This is a genomic window from Massilia eburnea (assembly GCF_009720745.1).
Lineage (GTDB): Bacteria > Pseudomonadota > Gammaproteobacteria > Burkholderiales > Burkholderiaceae_D > Rugamonas > Rugamonas eburnea.
In genome coordinates, this window is record NZ_WNKX01000004.1 from 88,527 (window position 1) to 107,583 (window position 19,057).

At 64.1% G+C, this 19,057-nt stretch carries 18 protein-coding genes; 12 read left to right on the forward strand and 6 right to left on the reverse strand.

Annotated elements, in window-relative coordinates:
* Nucleotides 1–166 precede the first annotated feature (166 nt).
* Nucleotides 167–634 carry a (2Fe-2S)-binding protein gene (locus GM658_RS06560; protein ID WP_155453220.1) on the forward strand — a complete coding sequence of 156 codons (468 nt, stop codon included), beginning with the start codon at nucleotides 167–169 and terminating at the stop codon, nucleotides 632–634.
* Nucleotides 631–2,793, forward strand: a complete 2,163-nt coding sequence (locus GM658_RS06565) for a xanthine dehydrogenase family protein molybdopterin-binding subunit (RefSeq protein WP_155453221.1) — start codon at nucleotides 631–633, stop codon at nucleotides 2,791–2,793. Before GM658_RS06560 ends, GM658_RS06565 begins: the two co-directional genes overlap by 4 nt.
* Before the next feature lie 3 nt (nucleotides 2,794–2,796).
* On the opposite strand, the gene GM658_RS06570 is transcribed toward GM658_RS06565, so the two are convergent.
* Entirely contained in the window at nucleotides 2,797–3,672 is an 876-nt protein-coding gene (locus GM658_RS06570) for an alpha/beta fold hydrolase (RefSeq protein WP_155453431.1), read from the reverse strand.
* Between the two features lie 186 nt (nucleotides 3,673–3,858).
* Between GM658_RS06570 and GM658_RS06575 the strand changes: the two genes are divergently transcribed.
* From GM658_RS06575 to GM658_RS06590, 4 genes are all read left to right on the forward strand, one after another.
* Nucleotides 3,859–6,789, forward strand: a complete 2,931-nt coding sequence (locus tag GM658_RS06575; RefSeq protein WP_170298704.1) for a sensor histidine kinase — start codon at nucleotides 3,859–3,861, stop codon at nucleotides 6,787–6,789.
* Between the two features lie 31 nt (nucleotides 6,790–6,820).
* Nucleotides 6,821–7,456, forward strand: coding sequence for a response regulator (locus GM658_RS06580; RefSeq protein ID WP_155453223.1), 636 nt, complete (start codon nucleotides 6,821–6,823; stop codon nucleotides 7,454–7,456).
* Between the two features lie 12 nt (nucleotides 7,457–7,468).
* Entirely contained in the window at nucleotides 7,469–8,260 is a 792-nt protein-coding gene (locus tag GM658_RS06585) for an SDR family NAD(P)-dependent oxidoreductase (RefSeq protein ID WP_155453224.1), read from the forward strand.
* Nucleotides 8,261–8,358: 98 nt separating this feature from the next.
* Nucleotides 8,359–8,604: a hypothetical protein gene (locus GM658_RS06590; RefSeq protein ID WP_155453225.1), complete on the forward strand. Its 246-nt coding sequence runs from the start codon at nucleotides 8,359–8,361 to the stop codon at nucleotides 8,602–8,604.
* Here the strand turns inward: GM658_RS06590 and GM658_RS06595 are convergent, their stop codons facing one another.
* Together GM658_RS06595 and GM658_RS06600 are read right to left on the reverse strand one after the other, a co-directional pair.
* The gene (locus GM658_RS06595) at nucleotides 8,605–9,030 is read right to left on the reverse strand and encodes a DUF1841 family protein (RefSeq protein ID WP_155453226.1); all 426 of its coding nucleotides are present in this window, start codon (nucleotides 9,028–9,030) and stop codon (nucleotides 8,605–8,607) included.
* A gap of 52 nt (nucleotides 9,031–9,082) precedes the next feature.
* Entirely contained in the window at nucleotides 9,083–9,709 is a 627-nt protein-coding gene (locus GM658_RS06600; RefSeq protein ID WP_155453227.1) for an RNA pyrophosphohydrolase, read from the reverse strand.
* A gap of 162 nt (nucleotides 9,710–9,871) precedes the next feature.
* Here GM658_RS06600 and GM658_RS06605 point away from each other — a divergent pair, with 162 nt between their 5' ends.
* A complete protein-coding gene (locus GM658_RS06605; protein ID WP_155453228.1) occupies nucleotides 9,872–11,596 on the forward strand; it encodes a proline--tRNA ligase in 1,725 nt (574 codons plus the stop codon).
* Between the two features lie 5 nt (nucleotides 11,597–11,601).
* Nucleotides 11,602–12,255: a lytic transglycosylase domain-containing protein gene (locus GM658_RS06610; protein WP_155453229.1), complete on the forward strand. Its 654-nt coding sequence runs from the start codon at nucleotides 11,602–11,604 to the stop codon at nucleotides 12,253–12,255.
* Here the strand turns inward: GM658_RS06610 and GM658_RS06615 are convergent.
* The 3 genes from GM658_RS06615 to ffh all read right to left on the reverse strand — a co-directional run bounded on the left by GM658_RS06615 (nucleotide 12,252) and on the right by ffh (nucleotide 15,390).
* Nucleotides 12,252–13,409, reverse strand: a complete 1,158-nt coding sequence (locus GM658_RS06615; protein WP_155453230.1) for an MFS transporter — start codon at nucleotides 13,407–13,409, stop codon at nucleotides 12,252–12,254. The two genes, GM658_RS06610 and GM658_RS06615, sit on opposite strands and share 4 nt — an antisense overlap.
* 67 nt (nucleotides 13,410–13,476) lie before the next feature.
* On the reverse strand, nucleotides 13,477–13,854 hold the full coding sequence (locus GM658_RS06620; protein WP_055929217.1) for an SWIB/MDM2 domain-containing protein: 378 nt from the start codon (nucleotides 13,852–13,854) through the stop codon (nucleotides 13,477–13,479).
* A 168-nt stretch (nucleotides 13,855–14,022) separates the two neighbouring features.
* On the reverse strand, nucleotides 14,023–15,390 hold the full coding sequence (ffh, locus tag GM658_RS06625) for a signal recognition particle protein (RefSeq protein WP_155453231.1): 1,368 nt from the start codon (nucleotides 15,388–15,390) through the stop codon (nucleotides 14,023–14,025).
* Nucleotides 15,391–15,604: 214 nt separating this feature from the next.
* On the opposite strand from ffh, the gene GM658_RS06630 reads away from it, so the two are divergent.
* From GM658_RS06630 to GM658_RS06645, 4 genes are all read left to right on the forward strand, one after another.
* Nucleotides 15,605–16,387 (forward strand): M48 family metallopeptidase, encoded by a 783-nt coding sequence (locus GM658_RS06630; RefSeq protein WP_155453232.1) that lies wholly within the window; start codon nucleotides 15,605–15,607, stop codon nucleotides 16,385–16,387.
* A gap of 68 nt (nucleotides 16,388–16,455) precedes the next feature.
* The gene (locus GM658_RS06635; protein WP_155453233.1) at nucleotides 16,456–17,430 is read left to right on the forward strand and encodes an ABC transporter substrate-binding protein; all 975 of its coding nucleotides are present in this window, start codon (nucleotides 16,456–16,458) and stop codon (nucleotides 17,428–17,430) included.
* On the forward strand, nucleotides 17,427–18,242 hold the full coding sequence (locus tag GM658_RS06640; RefSeq protein ID WP_155453234.1) for an ABC transporter permease: 816 nt from the start codon (nucleotides 17,427–17,429) through the stop codon (nucleotides 18,240–18,242). The genes GM658_RS06635 and GM658_RS06640 overlap by 4 nt, the downstream gene beginning before the upstream one ends.
* Nucleotides 18,243–19,031, forward strand: coding sequence for an ABC transporter ATP-binding protein (locus GM658_RS06645; RefSeq protein ID WP_155453235.1), 789 nt, complete (start codon nucleotides 18,243–18,245; stop codon nucleotides 19,029–19,031).
* Nucleotides 19,032–19,057: the final 26 nt, after the last annotated feature.

A 19,057-nucleotide genomic window follows, 5' to 3' on the forward strand; every position in this document is an offset into this window, starting at 1 on the left:
TTTGCTTTCTTGTTACAACTGGCAATGACATTTGCATGCGTGGTTGCTTAAAAGAAACAGTTTCCTCTTCAAACCACGGTTGCGGGCATTCGTCACATGGCGCCGGCGGCCTTGGCTCATGCCGTGCTCCCGGTGCTAAAGTTCCCCCGACCTTATGGGGGAGACAATGGCTTACAAATTGAACATCAATGGCGCGGTGCGCACGGCGGACATCGAGGGCGACACGCCACTGCTGTGGGCGCTGCGCGATACGCTCGGACTGACAGGCACCAAGTATGGCTGCGGCGCCGGTGCTTGCGGCGCATGCACGGTCCACATCGACGGACAGGTGGTGCGCAGTTGCGTCATGCCGGTCAGGGCGGTCGGCAAAGGCAGGGTGCGCACCATCGAGGCGCTTTCGCCGGATCGCTCGCACGCATTGCAGCAAGCCTGGATCGCCGAGCAGGTGCCGCAGTGCGGCTACTGCCAGTCCGGCATGCTGATGGCGGCGGCAGCACTGCTTGAATCCCATCCCCAACCGAGCGACGCGCAGATCGATGCGGCCATGACCAACTTGTGCCGCTGCGGAACCTATCCACGCGTGCGGCGCGCCATCAAGCGTGCGGCGGGCATGGCGGTGGAGGAGACAGCATGAGCAATCGCCGCAATTTCCTCAAAGCGCTGGCGGCAGGCGGATTGCTTATCGCTGTCGGTCCGGCCGTGGCAGCCGATGCGCCGGCGGCGGCTGCCGCACCGGCGCCGCCGCCGCCGGCCTGGGTACGCATTGCGCCCGATGGCAGCGTCACCATCCTTTCCAATACCAGTGAACTGGGACAAGGCACAGGCACCGCCATCGCGCAGATGCTGGCCGACGAAATGGACCTGGACTGGAAAACCGTGCGCATCGACATGGCGCCGATGGAAAAGCAGTTCATCAATCCCGGCTGGCGCGAATACGCAACCTATGGCAGCGGCGGCGTGGCGCGCCAGTTCGCGCAGTTGCGCAAGGCCGGCGCCCAGGCAAGGGCGATGCTGGTGGCTGCCGCAGCCGCCGAGTGGAAAGTGCCTTGTGACGAATGCGACACGCGGGAGGGCGCCGTATTGCACAAGCCGAGTGGGCGTGTGCTGCCATACGCGAAGCTGGCGGTGCAAGCCGCCGCCCTGCCAGTGCCGGCAGATCCGCCGCTGATGCCGAAGGAGCGCTGGCGCCACATGGGCAAGGACGTGGCGCGCCTCGACCTGCCCGCCAAGACTGACGGCAGCGCGCTGTACGGGATCGACGTCAAGCTGCCTGGCATGCTGTATGCCGCGGTCCGCCAATGCCCGCACTTTGGCGGTACCCTGGCTTCGGTCGACCCGCAAGCTGCACTGTCAAAACGCGGCGTGAAGCAGGTGGTGCGCCTGCCGGACGCGGTAGCCGTCGTGGCCGACAGTTACTGGCGCGCGCAGCAAGCCCTGGATGCGCTCAAGCCGGAATGGAACCTGGCCGCCGCCAGCAAGCATTCGAGCGCACCGTACCGCGCGATGCTGCAGGCAGCCGTGCAACAGGACGGCGACCTGGTGGTTCCTTACAAGGGCAAGGCCGAAGACGTCAGCGCCGCCCATCAGGCAGGAATGGCCAGGGCCGCGAGCTGGCTGGAGCGGCAATATACGGTGCCACTACTGGCGCACGCCACCATGGAGCCGATGAACGGCACCGCCAGCGTCAAGGACGGCCGTGCCGAGCTGTGGCTGCCAACGCAGGCGCAAGACACCGCCCGCAGCTTCGTTGCCAAAGCCCTTGGCATCGAAGGTGAAGCCGTGACTATCCACACTACCCTGAGCGGCGGCGGTTTTGGCCGCCGCATCGAGCCCGACGTCGCAGTGCAAGCCGCGCTGATTGCGAAAGAGGCCGGGGTGCCGGTCAAGTTCCTGTGGAGCCGCGAAGAGGACATGCGGCACGGCTACCATCGCCCGGCGGCGGTGCTGCGCCTGCGCGCCGGGTTTGATGCCGCTGGCGCCCTGGTGGCTGTGCGCATGGACAGCGCTTGCGACACCCTGCTTCAATATTCACGCTTGGGCGACTTCAAGGATCGCCCGCGGCCGTTCGACTTCAGCGCGGTTGGCGTCCTGCCCACGCGCTGTTACGGCTTGCCCGGCTTTGCCCTGCATACGCACACCATCGATGCCGGCGTGCCCCTTGGCTACTGGCGATCGGTGGCGGCATCGCAAAACGACTTTGCCATCGAGTCCTTCATGGACGAACTGGCGCTGCAGGCCAGGCAGGATCCATTCGATTACCGGCGCAGCCTGATGAAGCCGGGCAGCCGGGAGCGCGCCTTGCTCGACCAGCTGGAAGCGCGCTCCGGCTGGCGCACCAAGGCGCTGCCGGGCCGCCATCGCGGCATGGCTTTCGCCTGGGCCAACGGCACTTATATTGGCCACGTGGTCGAACTGTCGGTCGACGCGCAGTCGCGCGTCAAGCTGCACCGTGTCACCAGCGCGATCGATTGCGGCATCGCCGTCAATCCGCGCAATGTGCGCGGGCAGGTCGAGGGCGGCATTATCTTCGCGCTGACGGCGGCCTGGTACGGCGAGATCACGGTCAAGAATGGTGCGGTGGAACAGTCCAACTTTACCGACTACCGCCTGCTGGCGCTGGCCGAAACTCCCGCCATCGATGTCGTCATCGTCGACAGCAAGGAGGCGCCAGGCGGCGTCGGCGAAGAAGCGGTCGGCCCGCTGGCGCCGGCCCTGGCCAATGCCCTGTTTGCCGCCACCGGCCGGCGTTTCACGGAGCTGCCTTGGTCGAAAGCCGGCCTGGCGCTCGGGTGACCCTTACTTCAGGAACTGGACCAGCCGCGGAATGACATCAGCCGTGGCTTCTTCCATCAGCCAGTGTCCGCTGTTCTTGATCACGACGCCCTCCACGCTGGTATCGACCAGGCGGGCTTGCTGAATCAGGAAGTCACCCGATGCCTTCTCGCCGGTCAGGACGAGCATCGGCATGGTCAGTGGCGTTTTCATGTACTTCGCGAACTCATCGGCATCCTGGGCGAAGGCGCGGAAGACCTCGAAACCAGCGCGCATATGGCCTGGCTGGGCGTATTCGGCAGTATAGAATTTGCGGTCCGCTTCGCTCAGCGACTTCGTCCTGTCGGCTGCAAAGTCATTCCAGAAGTGTTCGAAATAAATGCGTTCGCGGCCCTTGACCAGGGCCAACGGCGTCTCGCCATAGAAATGGAAGTGCCACAGGTCGCGCAGCAGCCAGACATCCTTCCAGTTGCCTACGCCAGGCAGGAAGGCATCGAGCAAGGCGATCTTGCTGACCTCTTGCGGATACTGGGCGGCATAAGCGTAGGCGACCATCAGTCCGATATCATGCCCCACCACCTTGGCCGACTTGATGCCCAGGCTCGCGGCCAGCGCGTGCACGTCCTGTGCCATGACCGATTTGGTGTATGGCCCCTGCGGCAGGCCCGATTGTCCAAAGCCCCGCAGGTCAGGGGCGATCACCAGGTGATCCTTCGATAGCTGGGCAATCAGCGGCAGCCACATATGGCTGGACTGGGTATAGCCGTGCAGCAGGATGACCGGGTCGCCTTTGCCGGCGGCCAGGTAATGCATCCGCACCCCGTTGACTTCTGCAAAATTACTCTTGGGCGCCTGCGCATGGCTGGTCCCGATGAATGTGAAAAACATCAGTAAGCCCATGTAAAGCAATTTCTTGAGCGTGCGTAGCATGGTCACCTCCGTGATTAAAGCAACAGAATATCCATGCTCTTGCAGCCGGCATACCCACTATCGGGTGATTTGTTTCTATACAATAATCGACAATCAAGCCGCTTGCGTGCTGCCATGAAGAGTCCATTGCTGGGTTGCCTTAGGGCGTTCTTTGTCATGCTTGCTTTCTGCGCCTCTTCCGCAGCAGGCAGCCCTTCGGCTGCCACGCTCAAGCTGCACCATACCAGCTGGACTGCCCGCGACGGAGCGCCGGCCATGATCCTGTCGATGACCCAGACGAAAGACGGCTGGCTGTGGCTTGGCGGCCCAACCGGGCTATATCGCTTTGACGGAATCCAGTTCGAGCAGTTCGCGCCATCCAATGCGCCACTGTTGACCAGGAATGTCAGCGTCGTGAACGCGTTCGGCGATGGCTCTTTATGGATCGGCTACCGCACTGGCGGTGCGGCCAGGCTGCAGGGCGGGCGCATCCACAATTACAGCGAGCGTGACGGCTTGCCGGGCAGGGCGGTGTGGAGCGTGGAGCAGGACGGCGCCGGCCGCATCTGGGCCGCTACGGCGCAGGGGATGTACTACCTCGAAAACGACCGCTGGCAAGCGCCCGCACCGTCGTGGAATCTTCCCGCCGACTGGTACAAGACCCTGATGCGTGACCGGGAGGGAACACTCTGGCTGCAGGGCGATAGCGGCGTCTATTTCCTGCGGCCAGGCGCTGCACAATTCGCCAAGGCGCCGGTCACCAGCGGCACCGGCGTGCTGTTCAGCTTGCCACGCGGCGAGGTCGTGAGCTGGGACGCCACGCGCGCACGCTTCAACCGCCTCGCTCCGGCGGGACAGCAGGCCTATCCTGCACAGTGGCAGGGCCTGGGCGACCCCTCAAGCTTGCTGTTCGACCGCCAGGGCGCTCTGTGGGTGGGGCATAAGCAAGGCATCGAGTACCGCACGGCAGCGGAGCCGTTCCGGAGTGTGCCGCAGGAGCGCTTGAGCGGCCCTGCCGTCGGTGCGCTATTCGAAGACAGGGAGGGCAATGTCTGGGCCGCCACCTCCACCGGCATCGACCGTTTCCGCAGCCGGCGCTTGGGAAGGATCGACGTCCCCGCTGCCGCCATCGGCGCCGCCATCATGGCCGATGACGAGGGCGGGGCCTGGGTCGGCGGATTTCACGTCGCCGCCAGCGATACGGGTGCAGTACGGGTGACGCCATTGTGGCCCGCCAACGGGACGGGATGGGCGGATATGCTGACCAGCTTTGCCCGCAGCGGCGACGGCACCTTGTGGGGCGGCTCCTTTGGTGCGCTGCGCCGTATCCGGGGCCAGGAGAGCGGCCGCATTGCGCTGCCAGCCGCGATCGGCAATATCATGATCAACAGCGTGGTGGCCGAGCCGGACGGCGGGTTGCTGGCGGCATTGCAGCGCCACGGGCTCTATCGCCGCAAAGCCAGCGGCGACTGGGAAAAGGCTGGGGAAGACGGCGAGGTCAATGTGATGGCGCGTTCCGATGCGTCGGGGCTGTGGCTCGGCTATTATCCCGGCCGCGTGGTGAACGCCGCGGGCGGCAAGTGGCGCAGCTACGGGCCAGCCGAGGGACTCGCCATTGGCTTGGTGATGGCGCTGCACCCGCATGGCGCCCGCGTGTGGGCCGGCGGCGATAATGGGCTCGCCCTGTTCGAAAGCGGCCGTTTCAGGCAAGTCACCGGCATCAATGGTGAAACCTTCGACGGCATCTCCGGCATTGTCGAACTGGAGAATGGCGACCTGTGGCTCAACGCAACGGCTGGACTGTTCCGCATCGCTGGCGCTGAGATCGAGCGCTTCAAGCGCGGCCCGGACTATCGCGTGCAGTACCAGAAGCTCGACCAGCTGGATGGGCTGGAGGGCAGCGCGCCGCGGGTGGTCCCGTCGCCGTCGCTGGTGCTCGCCTCGGACGGGCGCTTGTGGATCGTCAGGTCGACCGGCTTGTTCCGCCTGGATCCGCGCGAACAACTGCCGCCTTCGCCCGCGCAGCCTGCCATCATCAAAACGATCGGCCCGCCGGGGGAGGGAAGGGCGCTGCGGGAAGCGGTGCAGTTTGCACCGGGCGTCTCCGCATTGCAGCTCGATTACACCGCGCCTTCGCTGGCGATGCCGGAGCGTGTCAAGTTCCGCTACCGGCTGGACGGGGTCGATACGGAATGGCAGGAGGTCGGCGGCCGCCGCAGCGCTTTCTACAGCAACCTTGCTCCCGGCGACTATCGCTTTCGCGTCGCCGCTTCCGATTACAACGGCGCCTGGAGCGCGCTGCACACGGAGGCACGCTTCACCATCGTCCCGACCATGCGCCAAACCTGGTGGTTCAAGCTGTTATGCGGCTTCTGCCTGCTGTCGGCAGCCTGGCTGGCCTATCGCTGGCACATCCAGCGCATGGCCCGGCAGATGGCCAACCGCCTGCAGGAACGCGTGCGCGAGCGCGAACGTATTGCGCGCGAGCTGCACGACACCTTGCTGCAGTCGGTCCAGAGCCTCATCCTGCACATCCATGCCGCCGTCATGAAATTGCCGGCGCAGGACATGCTGCGCATCCAGCTGGAGACTGCCTTGCAGCAGGCGGACGATGTGGTCGATGAAGGCCGCGGCCGCATCCGCGAGCTGCGCGGCGAAGAGGAAGGCAAGCTGGGTTTCCCGGATGCGATACTGGCCGCAGCCGCGCGCCTGCAGCCGCACGGTGCTAGCGCTATCGAACTGGCCATGCGCGGCACGCCGCGCCGGCTGGATGGCGTGGTTTACCAGGAGGCCCTGGCCATCGTGGTCGAGGCGATCGCCAATGCCTATCAGCACGCGCATGCAAGCCGGATCACGGTCGAGCTGCATTATGGCGGTCGGGAATTTCGCAGCACCGTGCGCGATGATGGTGCAGGCATTCCTGCCGGGATCCTGGACGAGGGCGGGCGCCAGGACCACTGGGGCATGCGTGGAATGGCTGAGCGAGCGGCCAGGATGAGCGGAAAACTCACCTTGCGAAGCAGTCCTGCCGGGACCGAATGGCAACTCAGTCTGCCGGCCGCCCTGGCTTATACCCGATCGGGTGATCAACACAGCATTTTCCGGTGATACCCTGACTCGATGAAAAAGGAGCGCTGTCATGGAAAGCAGAAGCGGCGAAACGATTACCGTCTTGATCGCAGACGATCATCCCTTGATGCGCAGTGGCATCGCTGCGGTGCTGTCTGCCGATCCGCGCTTTTCGGTGGTGGCCGAGGCGGAGGACGGCGAGGACGCTATCGAGCAATACAAGCGCCACCATCCCGGCGTCACGCTGATGGACCTGCAAATGCCGCGGACCGACGGTATCGAGGCGACAGCAGCGATCCGCCGCCTTGATTCCCGGGCCTGCATCATCGTTCTGAGCACCTACGGCGGCGACGTGCAGGTGGCGCGTGCATTGAAAGCCGGGGCCAGCGGCTATCTCCTCAAGAACCTGGCGCGAAACGAGCTATGCAGCTACATCGCCGCCGTGCATGCTGGACAACGGCAGCTGCCGCAGCAAGTCGCTTGCAGCCTTGCCAGCAGCTTTCAGCAAGACGCGCTGAGCAAGCGCGAGCTGGAAGTGCTGCGCTATGTTGCGGATGGCAATTCCAACCAGCGGGTCGGCGTGTGCCTGGGCTTGCGCGAGGATACGATCAAGGCGCACATGAAAACCATCCTGCAAAAACTCAACGCGCGCGACCGTACCCATGCAGTGACGATCGCCTTGCGCCGTGGCTATTGGGAAAATTAAAGGAGGATCAACATGGATCTGCAACTCAAGGGCAGGCTGGCTTTGGTCAGCGGCAGTACCGCAGGCATCGGCTATGCGATCGCCCACCTGCTGGCGCAGGAGGGAGCGAGCGTCATCGTCAATGGCAGGACGCAGGCTGGCGTCGATGCGGCAATGGAGCGCATACGGACCGAAACGCACGGCACGGTACTGGGCTTTGCCGGCGATCTTTCCCAGGCCGAGGCGGCGCAGGAGGTGGTACGCCGCCACCAAGGCATCAGCATCCTGGTCAACAACCTTGGCATCTTCGAGGCCAAGGCCTTCGAGGACATCCCAGACGACGACTGGCTGCGCTTCTTCGACGTCAACGTGCTGAGCGGCGTGCGCCTTGCGCGCCTGGTGCTGCCGGCCATGAAGCAGGCCAACTGGGGGCGCATTATTTTCATATCGAGCGAAAGTGCGGTGCAGATCCCGACCGAGATGATCCACTACGGCATGACCAAGACCGCCCAGCTGGCAGTTTCGCGCGGCCTGGCGGAAGCGGTTGCCGGAACGGGTATCACGGTCAACAGCATCTTGCCGGGCCCCACCAGATCACGTGGCGTGGGCGACTTTGTCGAAGGCATGGCGCGCTCGGCCGACAAGAGCTTCGAACAGGTCGAAGCGGAGTTCTTCGACCATGTCAGGCCGACCTCCCTGATCAAGCGTTTCGCCAGCCCGCAGGAGGTGGCGTCGCTGGTTGCTTACGTGGCAAGCCCGCTTTCCTCGGCAACCACCGGCGCAGCGCTGCGCGTCGATGGGGGCGTGGTCAAGAGCGCCTTCTGAAGCGCGAAATTTTTTGCTGCACTGCGATTTTTGGATAGTTTCCGCGTGGAACTAATGGTCTATGATGGCCATATCAAGTAATCGCGGAGGTATCTGGAATGGTGGTCTTGCTCACTGCATTGCTGGCCGGTGTCGCTGTGCTGATGCTGTGCTTGCTTGCCAGGCTGGGGCGAAAGTCGCAAGCGTTTCTCGCTGCCACGCTGCCATGGCTGATCAACGTCGCCCCGGCGCTGGCGGTGGGATCGGAACACCTGCTGCGGCCTGTGGTGTTCGCGGCGGTCGCCAGTCCGCTGGTGTTCGCCCTGATCTGGCATATGCCTATCGTCCGGGTGGACGAAGCTTAGTTAAATCCTGCGCTTGACCGCTTCCACATAGGCGGCGCCGTCCGGCGGCACGCCGCGGCGCTGCGAGTTCCAGATCATCTCGCCCAGGCATTCCATGATTTCATGGTGCGCCGCATGTTCGGTGCCCAGCTTGCGCGCCAGGCCAATAAAGGCTTGGCGGATGCCGCGCGGCTGGTCGATCGAGAGCTGTTCGGTAATCGACAGGTGCATCGACAGGTGCAGGAAAGGATTGGCCTCGCTGCCTTCCACCGAGTAGTCGCGCGCGATGGCGGCTTCCACGTCCTTCAGCTGCTCGTGGTATTCGGGGTGCGCCATGATCCAGTCACGGGCGATCAGTTCGATCGGATCCATGATTTCATTGGCATTGGATTTGCGGTAGACCTCGCAGAAGAAGCGGCGAACGTCATGGGAGGATGGCGTAAACATAGGTCAGCATTATATCGCCAATGAAAAAGGCAGCCATGAAGGCTGCCTTTTCTTATTCCTTTGTTACCAGCAAAGGGGCATCGCAAGCGGCCGCTTCCTGCGGCGGAGTGACCGAGGGCGGCTGCGGCTTGTCGCCGCTGCGCTGTCCACGCTGGCCATGCGGCTGGCGCAGGTAGCGCGAGGAGTGGCGGCGGTCGCCATGCGCCGGCCAGGTCAGGAAGCGCGATAGCTCCTGCAAGGCGCGCTGGTAGACTTCGCGCTTGAATTCGATCACCACGTCCAGCGGAACCCAGTAATCGTGCCAACGCCAGGCGTCGAACTCGGGATGGTCGGTCAGGCGCAGGTTCACGTCGTTGTCGCGCGCGCACATGCGCAACAGGAACCAGATCTGCTTCTGGCCACGGTAATGGCCGCGGATTTCCCGCTTGATGAAGTGATCAGGCACCTCGTAACGCAACCAGTCGCGCGTGCGGCCGATAATCTTGACGTGCTCCGGACGCAGTCCGATTTCCTCTTCGAGCTCGCGATACATCGCTTGCTCCGGCGTTTCACCATACTTGATCCCGCCCTGCGGGAACTGCCACGAGTGCTCGCGCACCCGCTTGCCCCACCACACCTCGTTATGCGAGTTGAGCAGGATGATGCCGACGTTGGGGCGAAACCCTTCACGATCGAGCATATTGCACCTCAAACTTTCTGTGGCCGAGGCGTCCTTTTATATTTTTGACTACAAATCCAACTGCAATAGCGCTCTTTGTATAAAGTTTGGACGCATCGGGCCAGCTAATCCTTTAAAATTAGGTTGATTATAACTCTCTCTTTTTAAAAAGAATTCACCGATATGCGTGCATCTCGTTTTTTTATTTCAACCCTCAAGGAAGCTCCATCTGACGCGGAAATCGTCAGCCACCAGTTGATGATGCGCGCGGGCATGATCAAACGCCTCGGTTCCGGCATTTATACGTATATGCCGATGGGCCTGAAAGTGATCCGTAAAGTCGAAGCAATCGTTCGCGAAGAAATGAATCATGCCGGGGCGATTGAGCTGCTGATGCCTCTGGTGCAGCCTGCCGAGCTGTGGCAGGAAACCGGGCGCTGGGACAAGATGGGCCCGGAGCTGCTGCGGGTAAAAGACCGCCATGGCCGCGATTTCGCGATCCAGCCGACTTCCGAGGAAGTGATCACCGATGTGGTGCGCAGCGAGATCAAATCCTACCGTCAAATTCCGTTGAATTTTTACCACATCCAGACCAAGTTCCGCGACGAACGCCGCCCACGCTTCGGCCTGATGCGCGGCCGCGAGTTCACCATGAAGGATGCTTACTCCTTCGACCGCGACCTGGAAGGCATGCAAAAGTCGTACAAGATCATGTTCGACGCCTACACCCGTATCTTCACCCGCTTCGGCCTGAAGTTCCGTGCCGTGGCGGCCGACAACGGCGCCATCGGCGGCACCGGTTCGCATGAATTCCACGTGATCGCCTCCACCGGCGAAGACGCGCTGGTGTACTGCCCGACCTCCGACTACGCGGCCAATATGGAAGCGGCCGAGGCGGTCGCCACCGGCGCCCGCGCCGCTGCCGGCGCCGCCCTGGCCAAGACCTCGACGCCGAAAGCGTCCAAGTGCGAAGACGTGGCCAAGCTGCTGGGCATCGACCTGAAGCAGACCGTCAAGACCATCGCCCTGACCGCCGACAAGGAAGACGGCTCCAAGCAGCACTTCATGCTGCTGCTGCGCGGCGACCATGAGCTGAACGAAATCAAGGCCAGCAAGGTGCCTGGCCTGGCGCAGAACCGCTTCTCGACCGAAGCTGAAATCCTGGAAGTCTATGGCTGCAAGCCGGGCTACCTGGGGCCGATCGGCGCCAAGGGGCCGGTCACCGTGGTGGCCGACCGCACCGTGGCGCTGATGTCCGACTTCGTGACCGGCGCCAATGAGGAAGATTTCCACTTCACCGGCGCCAACTGGGGCCGCGACATGGCCGAGCCGGCCCTGGTGGCCGACCTGCGCAACGTCGTCGAAGGCGATGCTTCGCCGGACGGCAAGGGCGTGCTGGCGATCGAGCGCGGCATCGAAGTGGGCCACGTGTTCCAGCTGGGCACCGCCTACTCGGAATCGATGCAGGCCACCTTCCTGGACGAAAACCAGAAGCCGGCCCCGCTGCAAATGGGCTGCTACGGCATCGGCATCACCCGTATCCTGGGCGCCGCCATCGAGCAGAACTTCGACGACAAGGGCATCATCTGGCCGGCTTCGCTGGCCCCGTTCGAACTGGTATTGTGCCCAATGGGCATGGACCGCTCGGAACTGGTGAAGGCCGAGACCGAAAAGCTGTACAACGCGGCGCTGGAAGCCGGCATCGACGTCATCCTGGACGACCGCGGCCAGCGCCCGGGCGCCATGTTCGCCGACTGGGAACTGATCGGCGTGCCGCACCGCGTGGTGATTGGCGAGCGTGGCCTGAAGGAGGGCAACCTGGAATACCAGGGCCGCCGCGATACCGAAGCGACGGCCGTTCCTGTTGCTGAAGCCCTGGCCTTCATCAAGGGCAAGATCCAGAAGTGATCGCCATGGCTGTGCCAAAGCCAAAACAGGGACGTGAGCGCCGCCGCTGGTGGGCGCGGCCCCTGCGCTGGTGGCATGCGCTGGCTTTTGCCAGCGGCGTGCTGTGCGCGCCGTTCGGCTTTGCCGGCAACCAGCAGGAAGAAGCGCTGGCCGACAGTGTGCGGCTGGCGCTCTCCAACGCCATCATGGATGCGCGGCCGCCCAAGCCCGTCTTCCTCAATCCGGTCGACCGCAGCCAGTACGACACCTGGTATGGCGCCATGTCCGACCGCCTGAAGCGCAAGCTGCCGGACGAATTCACGCGCCGCGAATTCCTCGAAACCGCCTGGTACGAGGCGCGCCGCGCAGGGCTTGATCCGGGCCTGGTGCTGGGCCTGATCCAGGTCGAATCGGCTTACCGCAAATACGCCGTATCGATTGTCGGCGCGCGCGGCTATATGCAGGTGATGCCGTTCTGGACCAATGTGATCGGCGACCGCGACCGTTCCAAGCTGTTCAATATGCAGACCAACCTGCGCTATGGCTGCTCCATCCTGCGCATGTATATCGACATGGAGCAGGGCAACCTCTACCTTGCCCTTGGCCGCTATAACGGCAGCCGCGGTAAGCCCGAGTATCCGAATGCCGTCCTGGCTGCATGGAACAAGTGGAAGCTTTAACGCGGCAGCAAGAGCGCGCTGGCGCCGACCATCGCGAACAGCAGTCCGCCTAGCGGCAGCAAGCCGTAATGCAGGAAGGGCGCCACCAGTTGCGTGGCGCCGGCGACGCAGGCGAAGGACAGGAACATCAGCAGCCCCGCGCCTTGGCCGGCATCAGCCCCCGCCGCCTGCAGCGCGCCACCCATGGTGGCGGCGCCGCGCAGGCCGAGGCCGCCGCAGAACAGGGCAGCCAGCATGGCCAGCGCAAGCAGGCCGGCTGTTCCGGCCAGTCCGGCCAGCGCCATGCCCATCAAACCAGCGCCCGCCAGGAATTGCAGCAGCGTCCCGCTGCGCATCAGCCAGCGCTGGCCGAGGCGTTTGACCAGCCGCACTGCCGCCGTGGCGCCGGCCATGAACGCCAGCACGCCGCAAATCTGCAGGATGGCGAAGGCCTCGATCCCCAGCCCCAGTGCATGGGTGACCAGGACCGGCGCGCTGGCCACGTACATCAGCAGGGCGCCGAACATCACCGCATAGCTCAAGGCATAGCGCAGGTAGGTGCGGTTGCGCAGCAGGGTGACATAGCCGCCCTGGCTTGACGGCGCGGCGCCGGCGGGCACTGGCGCGCGGCCGACGATGCGGGCGACCAGGGGCAGCAGCAGGAGCGACATGGCGGCGAGCAGCCAGAACGTTGCGCGCCAGTCCGCATACAGGACGATGGCGGCGCCGGCGACCGGACCGGCGGCCGGGATGGTCGATTCGGCCATGGCGACCATGGCCAGCGCCTTGACCGCGTCGGCCTCGTCAAAGCGGCGCCGGATCAAGGCGGGCACCGCGACCGTGGCGGCGCCGGCGCCCAAGCCTTGCAGCAGGCGTCCCGCCAGCATCGCAGCAATGTCCGGCGCCAGCGCGCAGGCCAGGCTGCCGCCGCCCAGGAGGATGGTACCGGCCATGATCGTGCGGCGGTCGCCGAAATGGTCGGCGGCCCAACCCCATGCCAGTTGCGACAGGGCCAACGCCGCCATGAACAGCGCCATCGTGGCCTGGGCCGCAGGAATGGACGCTCCCAGCTCCGCCGCCATGACGGGAATCGCCGGCAGGTACAGGTCCGACGCCAGCAAGCCCAGCGCAGTCAGGCTAGCCAGCGGAACGGCAAGTCGATGTATTGAGCGCATAAAAAATAAAAAGCCCCGAGCGCATGGCGTCGGGGCTCCTCGAATGGCTGCAACAGCCAGAAGCAGCTTATTTCAGGTGGTCGGAAATCAGCTTGGTCATTTCGAACATGGAAACCTGGGCTTTGCCGCCGAAGACAGCTTTCAGCTTGTCGTCTGCATTGATCATGCGGCGGTTGGCGGCGTCCTGCAGGTTCAGTTTCTTGATGTAGTCCCAGACTTTCTTGGTCACTTCGGTACGCGGCAGCGGTGCGGAACCGACCACGGCGGACAGTGCGCTCGATGGAGTCATCGCCTTCATGAAGGCTGCGTTAGGTTTACGTGCTGCTGGTGCTGCGGCTTTCTTTGCTGCTGGCTTGGCTGCTGCCTTCGCTGGAGCGGCTTTCTTCGCTGCTGGCTTGGCGGCGGCTTTCTTTGCTGCTGGTGCTGCTTTCTTGGCTGTTGCCATATTCGAGCCTCCTTAACAAACAAATGGATATTTGCGCAATACTATCGCACGGCTAATATTGGCGGGGGTTTGCAGCTTGTGCAAGTGTTTTTGTGGGTTTTTTAGAGGAAACAAGACTTAAACACAAAAAAAGCCGCCCGAAGGCGGCTTTTTGGGGCCTGGCGCGGCTTAGCGCATGCCCGGCATCATGCCTTTCATAGAGCGCATCATCTTCATCAGGCCGCCGCCCGAGAGCTTTTTCATCATGGTCTGCATCTGCTCGAACTGGTTCAGCATGCGGTTCACTTCCTGCACCTGGACGCCGGCGCCGGCCGCGATGCGGCGCTTGCGGGCCGCCTTGATCAGTTCCGGCTTGGCGCGTTCCTGCGGGGTCATGGAGTCGATGATGCCGACCATGCGCCGCACCTGCTTCTCGGCCTGGTCCATGTTGGCGCCGGAGGCGGCTTGCTGGAACTGGGCCGGCAGCTTGTCGAGCAGGCCGGACATGCCGCCCATCTTCTTCATCTGCGCCAGCTGGGCCTTGAAGTCGTTCATGTCGAACTTGCCGCCCGACTTGACCTTGGCCGCCAGTTCGGCCGCGGCCTTGGTGTCGACGTTCTTCTGCGCTTCCTCGACCAGGGCCAGGATGTCGCCCATGCCCAGGATGCGGTTGGCCATGCGCTGCGGATCGAACGCTTCCAGCCCGTCCAGTTTTTCGGACACGCCGGCGAACTTGATCGGCTTGCCGGTGATATGGCGCACCGACAGCGCCGCGCCGCCGCGCGAGTCGCCATCGAGCTTGGTCAGCACCACGCCGGTCAGCGGCAGGGCGTCGTTGAAGGCCTTGGCGGTGTTGATGGCGTCCTGGCCCAGCATGGCGTCGACCACGAACAGGGTTTCGATCGGCTTGACCGCGCCGTGCACGGCGGCGATCTCTTTCATCATCTCTTCGTCGATACCGAGGCGGCCGGCGGTGTCGATGATCAGCACTTCATGGTGGTGCTTCTTGGCCCAGTCCAGCGCGGCCAGGGCGATATCGACCGGCTTGTCCTGCGCGGTGGACGGGAAGAAGTCGGCGCCTACTTGCGCGGTGACCGATTGCAGCTGGGCGATTGCGGCGGGACGGTAGACGTCGGCCGAGACGGTCAGCACTTTCTTTTTCTTCTGTTCTTTCAGGTACTTGGCCAGCTTGCCGACGGTGGTGGTCTTACCCACGCCCTGCAGGCCGGCCATCAGGATGATGGCCGGCGGCTGCTGGGCAAACGAGAGCTGGGAGGCGTCGGCGCCGAGGTCGGCGCCCATCAGGGCGCCCAGTTCGCGCTGCACCACGCCGACCAGGGCCTGGCCCGGGGTCAGCGAGGAAATCACTTCTTCGCCGAGCGCCTTTTCCTTGACCTTGGCGATGAATTCGCGCACGGCCGGCAGGGCGACGTCGGCCTCCAGCAGCGCCATGCGCACTTCGCGCAGCATTTCGGCGGTGTTGGACTCGGTCAGGCGGGCCTCGCCGCGCATCGTCTTGACGACTTTGGCAAGGCGCGTAGTCAGGTTGTCTAGCATTGGTGGCCTACTAATAATAGAAGCGGAAAATCCTGCCATTTTACCTTAGGAGCCAGTGCCGCAGGCAGCCTGCCGGCGCATAGCGCCGGTTAGCGGCACTATCTCACCAATTGTCACTCTCGTGCACAGTTTTGCGAAATATGCAAAGTTTCCCATTGACAAGTGATGGGCCTGCCGTGCATCTTGCTGATAAGTTAATTTTAGAAATGAATTTGTGCAAACCCTGGCTGTCCCAGAGCTGATCGACACCCCCGCGCCCGGCCGGCGGCGCGTGCTGCGCCATTGGCGCGGCGCGCTGCTGCTGGCGGTGGCCTGCGCGGTGCTGGCGGCGGCCTGGCAGCTGGCGCGTCCCGCGGCCGCCGATATGCTGGCCGACGCCATGCCGCCGGAACTGGCGGCCCAGGCAGGCCAGGACATGCTGCGCGAACTGGACATCCACACCCTGTTGCCAAGCGAGCTTGATGGCGCGCGGCAGCAGCGCATCAGCAGCGCCTTCGCCAGCTTGCAGGCGCCGCATGAGGGCGCGCCGCGCCACCGCCTGCTGTTCCGCAGCGGGCATGCCGGCGCCACCGCTTTCACCCTGCCTTCGGGCGACATCATCGTGACCGATGCACTGCTGCGGGCGCTGCCCGACGACGGCGCCGTGCTGGCGGTGCTGGCGCATGAACTGGGCCACCTGCACCGCAGCCACATGCTGCGCCGCCTGACGCAGGAAGCCATGCTGCCGGCCGCTGCCAGCATCGTGTTTGGCAATACGGACTGGCTGGTGTCCAGCGTGGGCGCGCGCGTGCCGCAACTGGCCTGGCCGCCGCAGGCCGAAATCGAGGCCGACGATTATGCCGCCGACCTGCTGGAACATAATGGCCTGTCGCTGCGCAACCTGGCCGAGGTGCAGGAAGTCCTGTCGCGCCAGGGTAGCGCGCAGCGCGCCTACCTGGCGATCCACCCTCCGTGCGCCGATCGCCTGGCGCACCAGCGCGAACGCAGCGCCCTTTAAAGCCCGCAGCCGCCGATGTATGATGGGCGCGCGGCCGCGCAGGCCCAAATTTACCTATGGAGAGCTGGATGAAACTGAAAAGTATCGGCAAATCGGTAGCGCTTGCTGCGCTCGTGTTGGCTGGCGGCGCGCAGGCGCAGGACGTGGTGCGCCTGGGGAACCTGAAGTTCGCCCACTACGGCGCCGTGTCGTACATCAAGGAGATCGCGCCCAAATGCGGCATCAAGGTCGAAGAGCGCGTGTTCGCCAAGGGCCTCGACGTGATGTCGGCGGTGCTGGCGGGCGAGCTTGACGTCGGCGCCACCGCTTCCGAAGCGGCCATCTCGGGCCGTGCCGGCGGCGCGCCGATCTATGCGGTAGCCGGCTTTGCCAAGGGCGGTGCGCGCCTGGTCGGCCGCCCCGACCTGAATATCAAATCGATCAAGGACTTGAAGGGCAAGAAGGTGGGCGTGACGCGCGGCGGCATCCAGGAAGTGCTGCTGCTGGCCGAATTGCAGCAGGCCGGCCTGACGGCGTCCGACCAGCCGGGCAAGGATGTGCAGCTGGTGCTGCTGGCCTATGCGGACCTGAACCAGGCCCTGCTCGGTAAGCACATCGACGCCATGATGCAGTCGGAGCCGCAATCCTCGCAGGCCATCAACAAGGGCTACGGCGTCGAGATCATGAAGCCTTACAACACGCCGATCGGCGAGCCGATCCGTACCATGGTGATGACGGAGAAGTTCTACAAGGAGCGCCGTCCGGTGGCGGAAAAGTTCATGCGCTGCTTCGTGGAAGCGACCAAGACCTTCATCGACCAGCCTGCCACTGCGGAAAAACACGTGCGCGAGAACGTGTTCAAGGGCCAGATCACGGCCGACGATTTCCAGGACGCGATCGGCAATTCGCCGTATTCGTATGACATCACGCCCGAGCATATCCAGGTCACCACCGACATCATGGTGAAGACCGGCGTGGGCCGCATGGCCAAGCCGCCGGTGGCCAAGGACTGGGTCAAGACCGACCTGCTGGAGCAGGCCAAGAAGTCGCTGGGCGTCAAATGAAGCTGGCCTGGCGCGACGTAGGCATCGGCCTGGTGGTGCCGGCCTCGCTGGTGCTGGTCTGGCATGTCGTGACCTATCACGGCTGGGTCAATCCGCAGGCGCTGCCTTCGCCGGAAGCGGTGGCGCGCAAGTGGGTGGAATACCTGTTGCCGCTGCAGCCGTATGATGGGCAGGGCAGCTGGCTGTCCTGGGCCTTCTCCGGTGAGTTGATCCAGGATGCGATGGGCAGCATGTTCCGCGTGCTGCTTGGCTTTGCCATCGGCGCCGGGCTGGCCCTGCCGCTTGGCCTGGCCATGGGCGCCAGCGCCCACGCTTACCGCCTGTTCAATGTGCTGGTGCAGATCATCCGCCCGGTGCCGCCGATCGCCTACATCCCGCTGTCGATGCTGTGGTTCGGGCTGGGCAACCCGCCGGCGATTTTCCTGATTGCGCTGGGCGCGTTTTTCCCGGTGCTGATCAACACCATCGCCGGCGTGCGCCAGGTGGACGGCATCTACCTGCGGGCGGCGCGCAACCTGGGCGCGTCCGGTCCGACCATGTTCCTGCGCGTGATCCTGCCGGCGGCGGTGCCCTCCATCCTGGCCGGTGTGCGGATCGGCATCGGCACCGCCTTCATCGTGGTGATCGTGGCGGAAATGGTGGCGGTCAACAACGGCCTTGGCTTCCGCATCAGCGAGGCGCGCGAGTACTTCTGGTCGGACAAGATCATCGCCGGCATGATCACCATCGGCTTGCTGGGCCTGGCCATCGACGTGGCCATGGACCGCCTGAACAACCACCTGCTGCGCTGGCACCGCGGCCTGGAGAGCTGAATGAGCGCTGCACATATTGAAGTGAAGGGCGTCAGCAAGGTGTTCGGCGCCTCGGTGGTGGCGCTGCAGGACATCAACCTGGAGATCCCGCGCGGCCAGTTCGTCTGCCTGCTGGGGCCTTCGGGCTGCGGCAAGTCGACGCTGCTGAACGCCATCGCCGGTTTTGCGCCGCCTTCCAGCGGCAGCATCGTCGCCGACGGCAAGCCGGTGGCCGAGCCGGGCCCGGAGCGCGGCATGGTGTTCCAGGAATACGCGCTGTTCCCATGGATGACGGTGGCCGAGAACGTGGCCTTCGGCCTGGAGATCAAGGGCATGGCGAAAGCGGACATCGACGCCACCGTGGAGCGGCTGCTGAAAACCCTGTCGCTGCAGGACTTCCGCCAGCGCTTCCCGAAAGACCTGTCGGGCGGCATGCGGCAGCGGGTGGCGATTGCGCGCGTGCTGGCGCTGGATTCGCCGATCATGCTGATGGACGAGCCGTTCGGCGCCCTCGACGCGCTGACCCGGCGCAACCTGCAGGACGAGCTGCTGCGCATCTGGGCGGAGCTGAAAAAGACCATCATCTTCGTCACCCACAGTATCGAGGAAGCGATCTACCTGGCCGACCGCATCGTCGTCATGACCTACCGGCCCGGCACGGTCAAGCGCGATATCCTGGTCGACATGCCGCGCCTGCGCGATCCGGCGGCGCCCGAGTTCAATGCCCTGAAGCGCGAACTGGGGCAGTTGGTGATGGAAGAACAACAACGCCACCACAACGACGAACTGCGCGCCGCGGCTGTCGACTGACTCCGGCGGCAAAAAGGGGTACGTCC